At 60.6% G+C, this 16209-nt stretch carries 16 protein-coding genes; 12 read left to right on the top strand and 4 right to left on the bottom strand.

From position 1 onward, the window contains the following. Positions 1 to 98: 98 nt before the first annotated feature. Both ACP7C6_RS08160 and ACP7C6_RS08155 read left to right on the top strand, forming a co-directional pair. On the top strand, positions 99 to 1097 hold the full coding sequence (locus tag ACP7C6_RS08160) for an ATP-binding protein (protein ID WP_028615880.1): 999 nt from the start codon (positions 99 to 101) through the stop codon (positions 1095 to 1097). Positions 1098 to 1150: 53 nt separating this feature from the next. Further along, the gene (locus tag ACP7C6_RS08155; RefSeq protein ID WP_122685356.1) at positions 1151 to 1750 is read left to right on the top strand and encodes a VWA domain-containing protein; all 600 of its coding nucleotides are present in this window, start codon (positions 1151 to 1153) and stop codon (positions 1748 to 1750) included. Here ACP7C6_RS08155 and ACP7C6_RS08150 read toward each other — a convergent pair. Next, positions 1747 to 2694, bottom strand: a complete 948-nt coding sequence (locus ACP7C6_RS08150) for a DUF1853 family protein (RefSeq protein WP_236321093.1) — start codon at positions 2692 to 2694, stop codon at positions 1747 to 1749. The two genes, ACP7C6_RS08155 and ACP7C6_RS08150, sit on opposite strands and share 4 nt — an antisense overlap. Positions 2695 to 2838: 144 nt before the next feature. Here ACP7C6_RS08150 and ACP7C6_RS08145 point away from each other — a divergent pair, with 144 nt between their 5' ends. From ACP7C6_RS08145 to pepN, 6 genes are read left to right on the top strand one after another with little or no spacing between them, the layout of a single operon-like run. Then, positions 2839 to 3729 carry an NAD(+) kinase gene (locus tag ACP7C6_RS08145; RefSeq protein ID WP_038845279.1) on the top strand — a complete coding sequence of 297 codons (891 nt, stop codon included), beginning with the start codon at positions 2839 to 2841 and terminating at the stop codon, positions 3727 to 3729. After that, positions 3726 to 4700, top strand: coding sequence for a metallophosphoesterase (locus ACP7C6_RS08140; RefSeq protein ID WP_376713302.1), 975 nt, complete (start codon positions 3726 to 3728; stop codon positions 4698 to 4700). Before ACP7C6_RS08145 ends, ACP7C6_RS08140 begins: the two co-directional genes overlap by 4 nt. Next, positions 4697 to 5566 carry a rhomboid family intramembrane serine protease gene (locus ACP7C6_RS08135; RefSeq protein ID WP_122685322.1) on the top strand — a complete coding sequence of 290 codons (870 nt, stop codon included), beginning with the start codon at positions 4697 to 4699 and terminating at the stop codon, positions 5564 to 5566. Before ACP7C6_RS08140 ends, ACP7C6_RS08135 begins: the two co-directional genes overlap by 4 nt. Positions 5567 to 5580: 14 nt before the next feature. Further along, positions 5581 to 5841 (top strand): YeaC family protein, encoded by a 261-nt coding sequence (locus ACP7C6_RS08130; protein ID WP_016972751.1) that lies wholly within the window; start codon positions 5581 to 5583, stop codon positions 5839 to 5841. Then, the gene (locus ACP7C6_RS08125) at positions 5838 to 6668 is read left to right on the top strand and encodes a DUF2797 domain-containing protein (RefSeq protein WP_021491804.1); all 831 of its coding nucleotides are present in this window, start codon (positions 5838 to 5840) and stop codon (positions 6666 to 6668) included. Before ACP7C6_RS08130 ends, ACP7C6_RS08125 begins: the two co-directional genes overlap by 4 nt. A gap of 13 nt (positions 6669 to 6681) precedes the next feature. After that, positions 6682 to 9339, top strand: a complete 2658-nt coding sequence (gene pepN, locus ACP7C6_RS08120; protein WP_426108590.1) for an aminopeptidase N — start codon at positions 6682 to 6684, stop codon at positions 9337 to 9339. Positions 9340 to 9389: 50 nt separating this feature from the next. On the opposite strand, the gene ACP7C6_RS08115 is transcribed toward pepN, so the two are convergent. Further along, on the bottom strand, positions 9390 to 10436 hold the full coding sequence (locus ACP7C6_RS08115; protein ID WP_426108589.1) for an aldo/keto reductase: 1047 nt from the start codon (positions 10434 to 10436) through the stop codon (positions 9390 to 9392). Positions 10437 to 10596: 160 nt separating this feature from the next. On the opposite strand from ACP7C6_RS08115, the gene ACP7C6_RS08110 reads away from it, so the two are divergent. From ACP7C6_RS08110 to ACP7C6_RS08095, 4 genes are all read left to right on the top strand, one after another. Beyond that, positions 10597 to 11313 (top strand): helix-turn-helix transcriptional regulator, encoded by a 717-nt coding sequence (locus ACP7C6_RS08110; protein ID WP_028615888.1) that lies wholly within the window; start codon positions 10597 to 10599, stop codon positions 11311 to 11313. A 52-nt stretch (positions 11314 to 11365) separates the two neighbouring features. After that, positions 11366 to 11701, top strand: a complete 336-nt coding sequence (locus ACP7C6_RS08105; RefSeq protein WP_016979423.1) for a nuclear transport factor 2 family protein — start codon at positions 11366 to 11368, stop codon at positions 11699 to 11701. Positions 11702 to 11716: 15 nt separating this feature from the next. Next, on the top strand, positions 11717 to 12820 hold the full coding sequence (zapE, locus tag ACP7C6_RS08100) for a cell division protein ZapE (RefSeq protein ID WP_122685324.1): 1104 nt from the start codon (positions 11717 to 11719) through the stop codon (positions 12818 to 12820). Between the two features lie 173 nt (positions 12821 to 12993). Next, the gene (locus ACP7C6_RS08095; RefSeq protein WP_028615890.1) at positions 12994 to 13485 is read left to right on the top strand and encodes a GNAT family N-acetyltransferase; all 492 of its coding nucleotides are present in this window, start codon (positions 12994 to 12996) and stop codon (positions 13483 to 13485) included. A gap of 102 nt (positions 13486 to 13587) precedes the next feature. Here ACP7C6_RS08095 and ACP7C6_RS08090 read toward each other — a convergent pair whose 3' ends face one another. Both ACP7C6_RS08090 and ACP7C6_RS08085 read right to left on the bottom strand, forming a co-directional pair. Next, positions 13588 to 13809, bottom strand: a complete 222-nt coding sequence (locus ACP7C6_RS08090) for a hypothetical protein (protein WP_028615891.1) — start codon at positions 13807 to 13809, stop codon at positions 13588 to 13590. 144 nt (positions 13810 to 13953) lie between these two features. After that, positions 13954 to 16182, bottom strand: a complete 2229-nt coding sequence (locus ACP7C6_RS08085) for a TonB-dependent siderophore receptor (protein WP_426108588.1) — start codon at positions 16180 to 16182, stop codon at positions 13954 to 13956. Positions 16183 to 16209: the final 27 nt, after the last annotated feature.

The following is a 16209-nucleotide window of genomic DNA, read 5'->3' as shown; positions in this document are numbered from 1 at the left end:
CCGCTTAGCTTTATTGGGGCTGCTACGCAGCCCAGCGCGGGGCAAGCCCGCTCACTACAGTGAGGTTGCTTGTGCCGCAGAATTTGAAGAGGGATCGTATGACTGATATTCCCCATTTCCCGCTGTCCGCCGTAGTCGGCGCCGATGACCTGAAACTGGCGCTGTGCCTGACCGCCATCGACCCGAAGATCGGCGGTGTGCTGATCGAAGGCCCGCGCGGCATGGCCAAGTCGACTTTGGCGCGTGGTTTGGCGGACCTGCTGGCCAGTGGTCAATTCGTGACTTTGCCCCTGGGCGCGACTGAAGAGCGCCTTGTCGGCACGCTGGACCTGGATGCTGCATTGGGCGAGGGCCGGGCGCAGTTTTCGCCCGGCGTATTGGCCAAGGCGGATGGCGGCGTGCTGTACGTCGATGAAGTCAACCTGCTGCCCGATCATTTGGTGGATTTGCTGCTGGACGTGGCCGCCAGCGGCACCAATCTGATCGAGCGCGACGGCATTTCCCATCGCCATTCGGCGCGGTTTGTGCTGATCGGCACCATGAACCCGGAGGAGGGCGAGTTGCGTCCGCAACTGCTCGACCGTTTCGGTTTCAACGTGGCGTTGAGCGGGCAGACCTTGCCGGCCGAGCGTGGGCAGATTATTCGTCGGCGCCTGGATTTCGACAGCGACCCGGCGGCGTTCTGCGCGCAATGGGAAGCGTCGCAGGCGGCCTTGCGCGAACGCTGCACTCAGGCGCGGGCACAGCTGGACACTATCGCGCTGGACGACGAGGCGCTGGCAAGGATCAGCGAACGGTGCTTCGCGGCGGGCGTCGACGGTTTGCGTGCGGACTTGGTCTGGTTGCGCGGCGCTCGGGCCCATGCCGCCTGGCGTGGCGCCAGTGCGATAGCCGAGGAAGATATCGAAGCGGTGGCCGAGTTTGCCCTGCGCCATCGTCGCCAGGAACAAGCCCCATCGTCCAACCCGCCAAGTGAAGGGCAGTCGCCCAAATCTTCCGACGCTTCGCCAGGCCAAGGCCAGTGGGGCGACATGCCCGCTCCGGCCCTGCCCACGGGGGCGCGCCGGGAAGTCCCCACCTGGCCAAAAAAGCCCTAGGCATTCGCCCCCGACCTGACACGGGGGCGGATGCCCGCCCCAAGGCAGGGCGACTGGACAGCGGCAGGTACGGTAAGGCGCGCAGCGCGAAACAAGGCTCGATCAACTGGCCGGGTACCTTGCTCAGTGGTCGCCCGCAAACCCGTGAAGATTTGCGCTATCACCTGCGCAGCCGTTCGGCCCATGAGCTGTGGCTGGTGATCGTCGATGCGTCGGCGTCCACCCGGCGGCACCGTGCGCTCACCGATGCCAAGGGTTTGTTGGCGCAATTGTTTGATGACGCCTACCGCCAGCGGGCGCGGATGGCGTTGTTGACGGCCAGCGGTCACTCGCCTAAATGGCAGGTACAGGGGTTGAAGGCGGCGAAGGGCTTGGCGGACTGGCTGGATCAATTGGGCGCGGGCGGTGGTACGCCGTTGCTCGCGGCGTTGACCGAGGCCGGGGCGTGGTTGACGCTGCGCCGCAAGCGGTATCCGGCTGAACAGCAGCGGCTGCTGGTGATCACTGACGGGCGACTCAAGGACATCGCCGGGTTGCCGTTGCTGGAGTGTCCGGGGGTGTTGGTGGATATCGAGCGCGGGCCGATCAGGTTGGGTCGGGCTCGGGAGTTGGCGGTGGGGTTGCAGCTGGACTATCGGCATATTGACGATTAGCTATTGCCCGGCACGTTGGGCCAAAGGTCCGCCACCAGGAACAACCGCTCGGCTTCTTCCCAATCCTGATCGACTTGAACCATCCGCACCAGCAATTGTGCAGGCGCCATGGGATCCAGCTGCGCCAGCCAGCCCCTCATCTGTTCTTCACTCCAGACTTCATCCGCCGGGTAATGCGCCGGCGCCAACCACGCATGCCTGGGCAGGGGCTGCCAGCGACCGGGCGGACTTTGGCTGACAAACGCTGGCCAATCACGCTGATGCAACCAGCGCCCACGTAAATGCTGTGGATGGGCACCCATGGGGGCTTGGGCCTCGCCAGGCCAGGGGTACAACAGATAGCCGCCCAGCCACAAATGCGCATCGAAATGCTGGATATCCAGCGCCGCCAGCGCCTCTCGGCTTTCCGCCCGCTTGGAAATCGGCAGTTGATGCTGGGCCAGATGCGCCAGCTTGCGGTCCAGCCGGTCGTGGCAGCCCGGTCCCAACCATTGATCCGTGTCCTGGCCATTGCCGTCCTGCGGGCCGAGATAGAGTTTGATCGCCAGTTCCAGGTGATGCACGCCGTCACGGTCGCGCAGCAGCATGTCCAGCTCGCCGAGGGTATGCCCGGCGCGGCGGATTGGCAGATTGGCCGCCAACAGTTCCACGCCCGGCGCATGCTGTACGGCGAACTGCCACAGGCGCTCGTAATACAGGCCCAGGCGCCGGGTGCGTGACTGGTTCAGCCACTGCTGCAAGGCGCTGCTGTCCTGATCGAGCTGGCGCAGCCAGTGCTCCAGCAGATGAGGCGCTTGCACCCAATCGCTGCCGGTCAGCGGATGGCGTTGCGGCCACGGCGTTTGCGCCAGCATCGGCGGGGCGAGCATCACCCAGGCCAGGTCGCGCACTTCGGGGTGGCGCAGCTGGCGGGGCAGGTTGTGCAGATCCGGGAACACAGTCATGGTCCGAGCATAGCCTTTTAAGTGCCGGGCGGGTGGCTGAGAACCATTGTCATCAAGGCTTCACGGCGACAAAGGATTTTGCCTGGGGCGGCCTTTCGCCCATAATCCTTCTTTTTGCCACACCCCACATCCCGCAGGAGCCTCATGGAGCAATTTCGCAATATCGGCATTATCGGTCGCCTGGGCAGTACCCAGGTGTTGGACACCGTCCGCCGGCTGAAAAAATTCCTGCTGGACCGCCACCTGCATGTGATCCTCGAAGACACCATCGCCGAAATCCTTCCTGGCCACGGCCTGCAGACCTCATCACGCAAGATGCTCGGTGAAGTGTGTGACATGGTGATTGTGGTCGGCGGCGACGGCAGCCTGCTCGGCGCAGCTCGAGCCTTGGCGCGGCATAACGTGCCGGTGCTGGGGATCAACCGCGGCAGCCTGGGTTTTCTCACCGATATCCGCCCGGATGAGCTGGAAGTCGAAGTGGCCAAGGTGCTCGACGGCCATTACCTGGTGGAGAACCGCTTCCTGCTGCAAGCCGAAGTGCGCCGCCACGGCGAAGCCATCGGCCAGGGCGACGCCCTGAATGACGTGGTGCTGCACCCCGGCAAGTCCACGCGGATGATCGAGTTCGAACTCTATATCGACGGCCAGTTCGTGTGCAGCCAGAAGGCTGACGGCCTGATTGTAGCCACGCCCACCGGCTCCACCGCCTATGCGTTGTCGGCGGGTGGCCCGATCATGCATCCCAAGCTGGATGCCATTGTGATCGTGCCGATGTACCCCCATATGTTGTCGAGCAGGCCGATTGTGGTCGACGGCAACAGTGAGCTGAAAATCGTGGTCTCCAAAGACATGCAAATCTACCCGCAGGTGTCGTGTGACGGGCAGAACCATTTCACCTGCGCCCCCGGTGACACTATCACCGTGAGCAAAAAGGCACAGAAGTTGCGGTTGATCCACCCGCTGGACCACAACTACTACGAAGTGTGCCGCACCAAGCTGGGCTGGGGCAGCCGCTTGGGGGGTGGAGGCGACTGATGCTCGATCCCGCGCGTAGCTACGACCTGATTGGTGACGTGCACGGTTGCGCTCATACCCTTGAGCACTTGCTCGACCAGTTGGGCTATCACAAGATCGGCGGTGTTTGGCGGCACCCATCGCGCATGGCGGTGTTCCTCGGCGATATCATCGACCGTGGCCCACGCATCCGCGAGGCGTTGCATATCGTCCACGACATGACCGAAGCCGGCCAGGCGCTGTGCATCATGGGTAACCATGAGTTCAACGCACTGGGCTGGACCACGCCCGCGCCGCCCGGCAGTGGCAAACAGTTTGTGCGCGAGCACAACCCACGGCATGCGCGGTTGATCCACGAGACACTGGCGCAATTCGAACACCACCCGGCCGACTGGCACGACTTCCTCGGCTGGTTCTATGACATGCCGCTGTTTGTCGATGCCGGGCGCTTTCGCGTAGTGCATGCCTGCTGGGATGACGGCTTTATCGATCCGCTGCGCGCCACTTTCCCGGACGGCTGCATCGACCAGCATTTCCTGCAGGCCGCCGCCGTGCCGGGCAGTTTTGCCTGCAACGCCTTCGACCGACTGTTGCGCGGCACTGATATGCGCCTGCCGGATGGCCTCACGCTGACCGGTGGCGATGGCCTGACGCGCTCGTTTTTCCGCACCAAGTTCTGGGAGGACGATCCCAAGACCTACGGCGACATCGTGTTCCAGCCCGACGCCTTGCCGGAGCCAGTGGCGCGTACGCCCTTGTCGTCCACCGAAAAGAATTCCCTGCTGCGCTACGGCGTCGACGAACCTATGTTGTTCGTCGGCCATTACTGGCGCAGCGGCAAACCGGCGCCGATCCGCGAGAACCTGGCGTGCCTGGACTACAGCGCCGTGCTCTACGGCAAGCTGGTGGCTTATCGCCTGGATCAGGAAACCCGCCTGGATCCGAGTAAATTCGTATGGGTCGACGTAGAGCGCCCCGAGGTTATCAAATGAGTGCTGTGGCGGTATTACGCCTGCCCTTGAGCGTCGACCTGGGCGGCTTTGTCCAGTTGCTGCAACGCATGCAAGTGCCCCATCGTGTCAGCGAAGAGGCGGGTGAGCAGGTGTTGTGGGTGCCGGAAACCATCAGCGACGACGTGCGTGTGCTGTATCAACGCTTTCCTGCGGGTGACCCGGACCAGCAACTGGATATTCCCGAGCAGGCGCCGATCAAGCGCCCTGGGTTTCTCCAGCAGCTGCGGCACAGCCCGTTAACCGCGTTGGTGCTGCTGGCAAGTATCATTGTGGGCGCCGTGACCTTGCTCGGTGAAAACCTGCAAGTCATGAGTTGGCTGACGTTCCTGCAGTTCCGCATCGTCGGCGAGTACATCCAGTTCACACCGCTGGCCGACAGCCTGGCGGCGGGGCAGTGGTGGCGCCTGGTCACGCCGATGCTGATCCACTTCGGTATCCTGCACTTGGCCATGAACGGCATGTGGTACTGGGAACTGGGCCGGCGCATCGAAGCGCGCCAGGGCAGCATTAACTTGCTGGGCCTGACGCTGTTGTTCAGCCTGGTGTCGAACTACGCTCAATACGTTTTTGGCGGCCCTGGCCTGTTCGGTGGGTTGTCCGGTGTGCTGTACGGCCTGCTCGGGCATTGCTGGATTTTTCAATTACTGTCGCCTAATCCGGCCTATCGCCTGCCCCGTGGGGTGCTGGTGATGATGCTGGTGTGGCTGCTGCTCTGCCTGTCGGGGCTGGTCTCGATGATCGGTTTCGGCGAAATCGCCAATGCTGCCCATGTCGGCGGCCTGGTTATCGGTTGCCTGACGGGTTTGCTGGGTGGGCTGTACAGCCGCCGCAAAGCCTCTCTTTGATAAGGAAGAGCCTTATGTCCTCTTTTGCTGAAATGATCGAAAACATCACCCCGGACATCTACGAGAGCCTCAAGCTTGCCGTGGAAATCGGCAAGTGGTCCGATGGCCGCAAGCTCACTGCCGAACAGCGCGAGCTGTCCCTGCAAGCGGTGATCGCCTGGGAAATCCAGAACCTGCCGGAAGACCAGCGCACCGGTTACATGGGCCCGCAGGAATGCGCGTCCAAGTCCGCGCCAGTACCGAATATTCTGTTCAAGTCGGATGCGATCCATTGATTGAAATTGGTCGCGGTGCAGTCAGCAAGATGTCGGCGCAACTCGGTGAACCGACCGTTCAATACGCGTTTCGCCTGGGCGATGCCGAGGTGCCGGTCAACCCGTTGATTGGTACACACGTACGCCTGGAATACCTCGGTGCCATCCATTGCAGCCATTGCGGCCGCAAGACCAAGACCAGCTTCAGCCAGGGTTACTGCTACCCGTGCATGACCAAGCTGGCCCAGTGTGACCTGTGCATCATGAGCCCCGAGCGTTGCCATTACGACGCCGGCACCTGCCGCGATCCGGGCTGGGGTGAAAAGTTCTGTATGACCGACCATGTGGTTTACCTGGCGAATTCGTCGGGGATCAAGGTCGGCATCACCCGCGCCACCCAGTTGCCGACGCGCTGGCTCGACCAGGGCGCGAGCCAGGCGCTGCCGATCATGCGCGTGGCGACCCGCCAGCAGTCCGGTTTCGTCGAAGACCTGTTCCGCAGTCAGGTAGCCGATAAAACCAACTGGCGCGCGCTGCTCAAAGGCGACGCCCAAGCCGTCGACCTCAAGCAGGTGCGCGATGAGCTGTTCGCCTCCTGCGCCGAAGGCTTGCTCGGTTTGCAGGAACGCTTTGGCCTGCAGGCCATTCAACCGGTAACCGACATCGAACCGATCGAAATCCGCTACCCGGTCGAGCAGTATCCGGCCAAGATCGTCAGCTTCAACCTGGACAAGAACCCGATTGCCGAAGGCACGCTGCTGGGGATCAAAGGCCAATACCTGATCTTCGACACCGGCGTTATCAACATTCGTAAGTACACGGCCTACCAGCTCGCCGTGCATCAGTAGAAGGATGCCACCCATGCGCACCGAACAACCGAAGATGATCTACCTGAAGGACTATCAGGCGCCGGACTACCTGATCGAAGAAACGCACCTGACCTTCGAGTTGTTCGAGGACCACAGTCTGGTCCACGCGCAACTGGTGATGCGCCGCAACCCTGAGCGCGGCGCCGGCTTGCCGCCATTGGTGCTGGACGGCCAGCAACTGGAGCTGCTGAGCGTGAACCTTGCCGATCAGGAATTGACGGCAGATGACTACCAGCTGACCGACAGCCACCTGACGGTACAGCCGAAGAGTGCGACCTTTACCTTGGATACCACGGTAAAAATCCACCCGGAAACCAACACCGCCCTGGAAGGCCTGTACAAGTCCGGCAGCATGTTCTGCACCCAGTGCGAAGCTGAAGGCTTCCGCAAGATCACCTATTACCTCGACCGCCCGGACGTGATGAGCACCTTCACCACCACGGTGATCGCCGAGCAGCATCGCTACCCGATCCTGCTGTCCAACGGCAACCCGATTGCCAGCGGCCCCGGTGAAGACGGTCGCCACTGGGCGACCTGGGAAGACCCGTTCAAGAAGCCGGCGTACCTGTTTGCCCTGGTGGCGGGTGACTTGTGGTGTGTCGAAGACACCTTCACCACCATGACCAACCGCGAGGTCGCCCTGCGCATCTACGTCGAGCCGGAAAACATCGACAAGTGCCAGCACGCCATGACCAGCCTGAAAAAATCCATGCGCTGGGACGAAGAAACCTACGGTCGAGAGTACGACCTCGACATCTTCATGATCGTGGCGGTGAACGACTTCAACATGGGCGCCATGGAAAACAAGGGCCTCAACATCTTCAACTCCAGTGCCGTGCTCGCCCGCGCCGAAACCGCTACCGACGCCGCGCACCAGCGGGTTGAGGCGATCGTCGCTCACGAATACTTCCACAACTGGTCGGGCAACCGCGTGACCTGCCGCGACTGGTTCCAGCTGTCGCTCAAGGAAGGCTTCACCGTTTACCGCGACTCGCAATTCTCCGCCGACATGAACTCGGCCACGGTCAAGCGCATCCAGGACGTGGCGTACCTGCGTACCCACCAGTTCGCCGAAGATGCCGGCCCTATGGCCCACGCGGTGCGTCCGGACAGCTTTATCGAGATTTCCAACTTCTACACCCTGACCGTGTACGAAAAGGGCTCGGAAGTCGTGGGCATGATTCACACGTTGCTCGGTGCCGAAGGCTTCCGCAAAGGCAGTGACCTGTACTTCGAACGCCACGACGGCCAGGCCGTGACCTGTGATGACTTCATCAAGGCCATGGAAGACGCGAACGGCGCTGATCTGACGCAGTTCAAGCGCTGGTACAGCCAGGCCGGTACGCCCCGTCTGGCAGTGAGCGAGTCCTACGACGCGACGGCAAAAACCTACAGCCTGACCTTCCGCCAGAGCTGCCCGGAAACCCCGGACAAGGTGGAAAAACTACCGTTCGTGATCCCGGTGGAACTGGGCTTGCTGGACGGGAAGGGCGCCGCTATTGCCTTGCGCCTGGTCGGGGAAACGGCTGTCGGTGCCACGTCTCGCGTGATCTCGGTGACTGAAGCCGAGCAGACCTTTACCTTCATTGATATCCCCGAGCAGCCACTGCCTTCGCTGCTGCGCGGTTTCTCGGCACCGGTGAAATTGAGCTTCCCGTACAACCGCGATCAACTGATGTTCCTGATGCAGCGCGACAGCGATGGTTTCAATCGCTGGGATGCCGGTCAGCAGTTGTCGGTGCAGGTGTTGCAGGAACTCATCGCCCAGCATCAGCAGGGCCAGGCGTTGCACATGGATCAGCGTTTGATCACCGCGCTGCGCAGCGTGTTGAGCGACGAACGCTTGGACCAGGCGATGGTGGCGGAGATGCTGTCGTTGCCGGGTGAAGCCTATCTTACGGAAATCAGCGAGGTTGCGGATGTGGATGCCATCCACGCTGCCCGTGAGTTTGCTCGCAAACAACTGTCGGAGAATCTGCACGAAGCACTGTGGTTGCGCTATCAGGCCAATCGCGACCTGTCCAAGCAGACGCCTTATGTGGCTGCGGCCGAGCACTTTGCCCGTCGCGCGTTGCAGAACATCGCGCTTTCGTACCTGATGCTCAGTGGCAAGCCGCAAGTGCTGGCGGCGACCATCGAACAGTTCGACACGGCCGACAACATGACCGAGCGCCTGACCGCGCTGGCGGTGCTGGTGAATTCGCCGTTCGACGCCGAAAAGGCCAAGGCCCTGGCGGTATTTGCCGAGAACTTCAAGGACAACCCGCTGGTCATGGACCAGTGGTTCAGCGTACAGGCTGGCAGCACCTTGCCGGGCGGGCTGGAGCGCGTGAAGGCGTTGATGGAGCACCCGGCGTTCACGATGAAGAACCCGAACAAGGTGCGTGCGTTGATTGGCGCCTTTGCCGGGCAGAACTTGATCAACTTCCACGCGGCGGACGGTTCGGGCTATCGCTTCCTGGCGGATCTGGTGATCGAGCTGAATGGCTTCAACCCACAGATCGCTTCGCGCCAATTGGCACCGTTGACCCGCTGGCGCAAATACGACAGCGCGCGCCAGGCACTGATGAAGGCGGAGTTGGAGCGCATTCGGGCGTCGGGTGAGCTGTCGAGCGATGTGTTCGAGGTGGTCAGCAAGAGCCTGGCTTAAGCGGGATCGCTGAATAAAAAACGGCCTGTTCGACAGGCCGTTTTTTTGCCTCAGATAACCGGCGGGCGAGGGGTGTCCAGGCCGATATCGATGGGGAAACGCTCGGCGATGATGCCGTGCGGCACACCCAGCGGTATAGCGCTGGCGTTGTCGAGACGGGTGACTTGCTCGCTTGACAACTGCACATTCAATGCGCCTAAGGTGCTGTCCAGTTGGGCGCGTGTGCGCGAACCCAGGATCGGGATCAGTGCGGTGGTGGAGCGGCGAGCCTTTTCCCGTAGCCAGGCGATGGCAACGTGGGTTGGGGAGGCATCCACTTCGGCGGCGACCGCCAGCAGAGTGTCCAGCACGGCGGTTTCGCGGGCGCTGTGCTCGGCGTGCACCAGGATACCGAGCTTGTTGGCGCGGTTGTCGTCCTGGGTGTTGCGGTACTTGCCGGTCAGGAAGCCACCGCCGAGGGGCGACCACAGTGTGGCAGCCAGGCCCAGGGCTTCGGCCATCGGCAGCAGTTCACGGTCGGCGGTGCGCTCGACCAGGCTGTATTCCACCTGGATGCCGATGATCGGCGCGAAGTTGCGCACTTCAGCCAGCAGGTCGGCACGGGCGATGCGCCAGGCGGGGAAGTTGGAAAGGCCGGCGTAGTGGATCTTGCCAGCGCGAACCAGGTCATCGAGGCCGCGCAGGATCTCTTCCATGGGCGTGACGTTGTCGCTCATGTGCGCCCAGAGCAGGTCGATGCGGTCGGTATTCAAGCGCTTGAGGCTTTCTTCCACTGAGCGGACCAGATTCTTGCGGTTGTTGCCGAGCCGGATCGTGCCTTCATCGGACGGTTGGCTGCGCAGTGTGTATTTGCTGGCGACCACCAGGTTGTCACGCTCGGAGGCGATGAATTCCCCCAGCAGCTTTTCCGACTGGCCGAACTGGTAGCCGTTGGCGGTATCCAGGAAATTGCCACCGGCTTCGAGGTAACCATCGAAAATCTGTTTGGACTCATCACGCTCGGCACCATGGCCCCAGCCCGTGCCGAAATTGGCAGTACCCAACGCCAGTTCAGATACCTGCAGGCCGCTGCGGCGGCCAAAGACTTTATTGCGCATACAAGGACTCCTGAGGCAGTGATTTTCTTACATGTTTAGCAACATGTATTTAATATGATCGCGATAATTTATTCGGTCAAGGGCCTTTTTTACTGCTGACGTTTTCTGACAGGGGGCTCTGCTAAGCTGCGGCACTTTTCCTTTTTTGGCGGGGCTTCCCGTGTCGCGTACCACTCGTCTATTGACGTTGCTCCAGGCCTTGCGGGGCAAGAAACGCCCGGTGACTGCTGCCGTGCTGGCAGCACAGTTGGAAGTGTCCGAGCGCACGCTTTACCGTGATATTGCGGAATTAACAGCGCTGGGTGCGCCGATTTTCGGCGAGGCAGGGGTTGGGTATGTGTTGCGCAGCGGGTTGTTTCTGCCGCCCTTGATGCTGAACGCCGAGGAAACCGAAGCCATTGTGCTTGGCTTGCGCTACGTGGATCAGCGCGGTGATGACGTGCTCAGCCGCGCCGCCGCCAACGCCCTGGCAAAAATCGCCGACGTGCTCGACCCAGCCGCTCAGGAAGCCCTGCGCAACCCCACGGTGTTGCCCGGTCCGCCGGGTTTCGGTTACCCGGAGAACCGTGTGCCGTTGAACGTGTTTCGCGAGGCCATTCGCAACCAGGCCAAGTTGCATATCGATTACGCGGACGCCAGCCAGACCCAAAGCGAACGCCTGATCTGGCCCCTGGCCCTGGGGTTCCTGAATGAAGTGCGGGTGATCGTCGCTTGGTGTGAGCTGCGTGGCGCGTATCGCACCTTTCGTACCGACCGTGTGGCGAGTGCCGAAGCCCATGGCGAGCGTTATCCGGGGCGGCGCAGTGACTGGCTGCGCGGCTGGCGCAAGCTGATGGAGCAGAATGAGTCCGGGCCATTCACTCCTGACAAAAACTGACACAACCCTGGCTTAGCATGGCGTCATAAATCACCAAGAAAGGAGCTGTGCCATGTCTATTCCTGAGTTGGCGCCGGCCATCGTGGCCTATCTCGAAGCCGCCAATGCCCGTGACACTTCGGCTGTCGCCCACTGTTTTGCCGATGACGCCAATGTGTTCGACGAGGGGCAGCATCAAGTCGGTACCGCCGCCATCGCGCGCTGGATGGAAGACACCGCGCGCCGCTACCAGCCGCGGGTCGAAGTGCTCAAGGTGCAACACCGCACTGGTAAGGTGCTGGTCAGCAATGTGGTGTCCGGCAATTTTCCCGGAAGCCCCTTGGAGTTGCGCTACACCTTTCGCTTGAACGAGCAGGGCAAGATTTCACGGCTGGATATTTCCCTGTAGGTCATACTGGCGAGCATGACTTTCGACTCGCCCCTCGCTGCCTACCAACACGCCATCGCTCAACAAGGCTTCGTGGCCGACGACGCCCAGCGTCGCGCGGTGGAAGCGTTGCAAGCCTGCCATGAAGCCTTGCACCACGGTCGTGTGCCCAGCATGGGCGTCTATCTGTGGGGGCCGGTGGGCCGTGGCAAAACCTGGCTGATGGATCAGTTTTATCAAAGCCTGCAGGTGCCTGCGCGCCGCCAGCATTTTCATCACTTCATGGGCTGGGTGCATCAACGCCTGTTTCAACTGACCGGTACGCAGGATCCTTTGCAGGCGCTTGCGCGGGAATTGAGCCGTGAGGTACGGGTGCTGTGCTTTGACGAGCTATTCGTCAATGACATTGGTGACGCAATCATCCTGGGGCGTTTGTTTCAAGTGATGTTCGAGGAAGGCGTGGTGATGGTCTGCACCTCCAACCAACCGCCAGACCAGCTATATGCCGAGGGTTTCAACCGCGAGCGGTTCCTACCGGGGATTGCGGCGATACAACAGCATATGCAAGTGATAGCGGTGGATGGGGGAGAGGACCACCGTCTGCATCCGGGTATCGGTATCCAACGCTATTGGGTCAATCAGCCCTGCGCGTTGGCCGGTGTGTTCAAGCAATTGGCCGAAGGCCAGCCAGTGCGCAGTGGGCCTGTCGCAGTGGGACATCGCTCCATTATCGCGGTGCAATCCAGTGATACCGTGCTGTGGTGTCGTTATGCGGATCTGTGCGAGCAGCCCTTGGCAGCCATGGATTTCATGCTGATCTGCGATCGCTTCAAGGCGATCCTGCTGGGCGAAGTGCCTAACCTCAGCGCACAAAAACGCCCCGGCCGGATTGCCCGGGGCACCGAAGACGGCGCACAGCGCGTGGCGGCGGGTGATCGCGAATTGCCCCAATTGTCGGTGCACGATGACAGCGTGCGGCGGTTTATCGCGCTGGTGGACGAGTGCTACGACCGTAAAGTGCCGCTGTTCATCGAGGCGCAGGTCCCGCTCGATTGCCTCTATACCGAGGGTTACCTGGAGTTCCCCTTCCGTCGTACTTTGAGCCGCCTGCAAGAAATGCAATTGCAGCGTTTTGCCTGAGGCGTGTGCGACGAAACCCCTGGAATGGGCAGTCCCGCCTTTTCTAGCGGCATAATTTCAGCGTTTTCAAACGCCTATTGGCAGTTAATCTCCTTCAGTTGGCGGTGCTTCCACGCTTACAATCATGCCCTTAGAGGGAACCGAATCCCTTGTTGCCGTTATCGAGGAAGGAAATGGACACCCCTGACATCCTGGTGCTGCAAGCCAGCTACACCAATGCCGTGCATGCCGAAGCCATTGCGCTGTTACTCAATCATTACGCCAAGGATCCCATGGGGGGCGGGCACAGCCTGGATCCGGATTTGCTGGCGCAGTTGCCAGCAGAATTGGCCAAGCGTGCGCATGCGTTCAGCGTATTGGCGTTTGTGAGCGGAGAGCCGGCCGGGCTGGTGAATTGTTTTGAAGGATTTTCCACATTTGCCTGCCGTCCGCTGGTCAACGTCCACGACGTGGTGGTAAAGGACACGTTTCGGGGGCTTGGGCTCAGCCAGAAAATGTTGCAGAAAGTCGAGGAGATTGCCCGTCAGCGCGGCTGCTGCAAAATCACCCTGGAGGTGCTGGAAGGCAATGCGGTGGCTCAGTCGGCCTATCGCAAGTTCGGTTTTGATGATTCGATATTTGATCCAGTCCACGGACGCATGTTGTTCTGGAGCAAACCGCTTTAATAAATAACAGGCAAAAAAAGGGCGCCATTAATTAAATGGCGCCAAGTTCACCTTAGCCATAGGAGCAGGATGGTAAAGGGCAGTGCGGTTAAATCAGTTGAATCAAGTGTTCGGTTGTTGCTCAGCGGTGGATTGACCGGCCGGCTCTTTCTTCACGTTCTTCCCATCAGCCTGCGCGGTTTGTTCAGCCGTGCCGTGAGTCTTTTGCTGCATGAACGTGAAGTTGTTGTAGAACTCCTTCGAACGCTCGGAACCGCCTTCGGCAAAGGCTGCGGCGGAGGTCAGGGTCATCAGGCTGGCAAGCACCAGAGTGGAGAGTTTCACGGCAATATTCCCATTAAGAGTGATCGGTATCCGCTCTGTCCTTGATCAGATTCATGGGGCGAGTTTGGCGTGAGTTTATTAAGTAGGAATTAACGCGAAAAAACCCCGAAGTTAACAATTTCGTTAACTTCGGGTTAAAAAGCCTTACAGCTTCCAGTCCAATGCCAGCGTGATCGAACGCGGGTCGCCCCAATACACGCCGTTATAGAAACCGACGCGTTCGTAATATTTTTTATCAAATAGATTGTTGACGTTAAGTGATGCCGAAACATGTTCGTCGAACTGGTAGCGCGACATCAGGTTGATCACGGTGTAGGCCTGCTGGGTGATCTTGGTCGCAGTGGTGATGAGGTCACCGTCCTGATTGCGGCCACCCGTTGGACGCCCGGCAAATGCGTAGAAGTCGCTTTGCCAATTGACTGCGCCTCCCACCGTCAACCCGCGCCATTCACCGGGCAAGCGATAGGCTGTCGACATCTTCAGCAGGTTCATCGGCTGATCGGTGTTGTTTCGTTGCTTATCGCCGTTGAGCGAGTGGGTGTAGGTGTAGCCTGCGGTAAGATTCCAGTCGGGCATCACTTCGCCTGACACCTCGACCTCAAAGCCCTGGACCTTGTTGCCTTTGCCACCGGATTTGTAGAACTGCTCGCGGGTGACCGGGTCGGGTGGGGCGGCATTGTCGAGTTCGGCGACGTTATCCTGGGTGCTCCAAAAGTACGCGGCGGCCAAGTTCAATCGCTCGTTCAGCAGGCTGCCCTTGAGGCCGATTTCGTAGTTGCTGCCCACCACCGGTTCCAGGTATTTCTTGCTGGCGTCGCGTTCGTCCTGCGGGTTGAAAATATCGGTGTAGCTGGCATACACCGTGTATTGCGGCGTCAGGTCGTAGAGTAGCCCGGCGTAGGGCGTCCACATGTCGTTGTGGGTCTGGCGGGTTTTGGGTTGGGGGATGCGCTGGTAATTGGCGTCGTAGTCAACAGGGGTACTTTCGATTTCCCAACTGCCATACCGGCTGCCCAATATCGCGTGCAGCTTGTCGGTCAGGCTCAGTCGAGTGGCCAGGTACCCGGCTTTTTGTTGTTTGCTTGAGTGTGGACCCTTGAGCCCGGTGGTCCGGTCCGGGAACTTAACGATACCGCCCATGTGTTGCCAGTCAGGGATGGTTTCGTAGCCTTCGGGTGTGCTGTAACGCTGGTAGGGCGATGAATCCCTCTGCTCCGACTCCCCATACCCGACCATCAATTCATGCTCGCGGCCCAGCAGTGTGTAGGCGCCAGCGAGGTTGAAGTCCACGGCATCCATCTTCGATGTGCCGACCATCTGGTTGGTCCAGGCGGTCATGCCGCTGCCGTCCGGATTCGGGAAACCCGCGCCGCCGTAATAGACCTTGCCATCAGTATCGCTTTGTCGGTGGGTGTAGGCGGCTTTCAGGCGCCAGTCCTCGGACAGTTTGTGATCGAGCGAGGCAAAGGTGGTCTTGTCCTTCAGCGGCCAGGAACTCCAGTCAGTGGCCATATTGGCGGAGCGCGACAAGCGAGCCTTGCCGCCAGCGCTGTTCCAATAGGGCAGTGTGCCCCATGAGGTGCCCTGCACATGTTTGTTCTGATAGTCGAAGCCTACGGCGACCACGGTATCGTCTGTCAGGTCGGCCTCGAGAATGCCGTAGCCGACTTCCCTTTGCAGGGCGTAATTATCGCGAAAGGATTGGCTGTCGCGGTAAGCCATCACCGTGCGTCCGCGCAGGCGTCCGTCAAATGCCAGCGGGCCGCCCACATCCAGATAGCTGTAGTAGTTGTCATGGCTGGCACCGCTCACGCCGGTCTTGGCTTGCCACTGTGACGTCGGGCGCTTGCGGATCATGTTGACCGTGGCCGAGGGATCGCCCGCACCCGTGGTCAGGCCGGTCGCACCGCGCACCACTTCGATACGGTCGTAGATGATGGTGTCGGAGTCGGACTTCATGCGCCCAAAGGTATTGAGCATGCCATCCACCTGGAAATTGTTGATGGAGTAGCCGCGCGACGAGTAGCCGGCGCGGTCCGAATCCAGGTGTTGGACCGTCACCCCGGTGGTCTGGCGCAGAGCATCGGTGAGTGTATTGAGATTGAAATCATCCATCTGCTGGCGAGTGATCACCGAGATCGATTGCGGGGTGTCCTTGACCGACAGGTTCAACCGGGTGGCGGTGCTCATGGAGCTGGTGGTGTAGGCCCCGGTGTGCTCGGTGGTGGCACCCAGGCCTTCAGCGGTGATGCTGGTGGAGCCGAGTTCGAGGGCTTTGTTTTCGGGGTCGGTTTCAGCCAGTAGATCCGGGCTCACGACCACACTGAAGAGGCCGAGGGTGAACGTCATGGAACGGGTGAAGGGCGCGAACATCGCGGAAGACTCCTTGTCGTCTTTGCA

Origin of the sequence: Pseudomonas sp. TWR1-1-4, assembly GCF_049897165.1 — a bacterium.
Classification (GTDB): domain Bacteria; phylum Pseudomonadota; class Gammaproteobacteria; order Pseudomonadales; family Pseudomonadaceae; genus Aquipseudomonas; species Aquipseudomonas canadensis.
Note: the sequence above shows the minus strand (reverse complement) of the source record. Positions and strands in the feature narration are given on the sequence as shown.